Below are 1,665 nucleotides of genomic sequence, written 5' to 3'. Positions count from 1 at the left end.
ATAAATAAAAATATGAAACATATAGTTGACAAATATTGTTATGGTGTGGTAACATACAAATAGATAAAGAAGTGGCATGAAATGTAATGAGAAATATGAGTTTTAAATCATAACAAATAATATTAAACAATTTGAAAGGAGTGGTGATATGTGTGATTATTATATTTCAGATGGAAAGAATCAATACATAACAACAAAGGGCGGAATAAGAGCTGTAGGTGACTTAAAGCAGGCAACATTGATGAATTTAGCCAAAGCTACAAACGTACTAAAGACAATGCCAAAAACATTATTAAAAGTGAAGGACTGGACTATTTTGCCTGTACCAGAAGAAAGCGGACAATCGTTTCGTAAAGATAATACTTTTAAAACTTATGAGTTTGTTGGTCTAGACACTATTATAAATGATATGACACAATTTACCGAGATAGCCGAAACTTATGCCAAGTACTCAAAGACTATTAATAGCCAACTGGCAGAGGTGGAGTTAGAAATTGAAGATCTATACCATTACATAGAGTTTAGTTCATTTAATGCAGCACAGGGATACAAGGCATATAAAATGTTAAAAGAAAGACTTGTTAAGAGAAGAGAATTAAAGGATAGTATCATTCTATTAGATTCGGTACAAGAGAAGAATATGCTTACTTGTTCTATTGATAACATAAATGATGTAGTAAACAAATTAGAATCTCGAAGCTATAGGCCGAGAGTGTTAAAAGAATTATTTGTATAATAAAATGTTACATTTATGTGATTATTAAAAAGGAGGATTAAAAATGGCAAGAGGAATGAATTTAGATGAGTTTAGAAGTGCGTTGTCAAGTGATGCCACAATGGAAAATGAAGGATTAAAGAAAGAGTTATCTGAATTAAAGGAGTCTACAAGTAAACAGATTAAAGAATTAACTGAAGACCGAGATACATACAAAGATCAATGCAGAGCATTAGGAAATAGGTGTTATGTATTTACCCAAGGGAACATGTGTTTAAACTGTAGTGTGGAAGCGTGTGAACACTTACCAAGTGCATCGGATATTATGGCAGCTATCGAATACATGACAAAGAATAAAATGCCACGCAATGAAGATACAAGAGACAATATGAATAACTTTATTATGCGAAGAAGTAGCAACAAATAGTGGTTCTATACGATAATTGAAAGGAGGGCAAAGAAATGCCAGAATTAGAATTTGTTAATGGAAGTAGTATATCAACGATTGAAACGCCTAATGAAAGTTGTCTTTTTACAATTGATGCAAGGGCGGGATACAGGCTATCTGGAGGTGTAAATGCTATGAATTTTAACACTCGTGTTACAGAGTCTGATACACCAATAAAAAGGTATATCAAACAATACAATTATATTCCAGAACAATTCTTATTTCATAAAACAAATAATGAAGAAGAATTGTATTTAGGAGTAGAGCTAGAAATTGATAACGGTGGAGAAGAAGAGAACAATGCAAAATATGTAACAGAGTTTATGAATTCATCTTCAGAGAATGTCTATTGTAAACATGATGGTAGTTTAAGAAATGGTTTTGAAATAGTATCTCATCCATGTACGGTTGAATATCATAAACAGTTGCCATATGAGGAATTATTTAAAGAGTTGGTGAAAAGAGGTTATCGTTCTCATGATGTTGGAACGTGTGGATTACA

At 32.1% G+C, this 1,665-nt stretch carries 3 protein-coding genes; all 3 read left to right on the top strand.

The genetic code is table 11. The features are described from left to right. Positions 1–148: 148 nt before the first annotated feature. Positions 149–736, top strand: coding sequence for a hypothetical protein (locus ACW2QF_RS20130; protein ID WP_455717800.1), 588 nt, complete (start codon positions 149–151; stop codon positions 734–736). 43 nt (positions 737–779) lie between these two features. Next, complete coding sequence (locus tag ACW2QF_RS20125) at positions 780–1,142, top strand: hypothetical protein (protein ID WP_455717799.1); 363 nt, start codon at positions 780–782, stop codon at positions 1,140–1,142. A 35-nt stretch (positions 1,143–1,177) separates the two neighbouring features. Continuing rightward, positions 1,178–1,665 (top strand): hypothetical protein (locus ACW2QF_RS20120; RefSeq protein WP_455717798.1); only part of this gene is annotated, 488 nt, incomplete at its 3' end.

This window comes from Anaerosporobacter sp. (genome assembly GCF_965301125.1).
The sequence above is the reverse complement of the archived record's forward strand: the minus strand, read 5'-3'. Positions and strand labels throughout refer to the sequence as shown.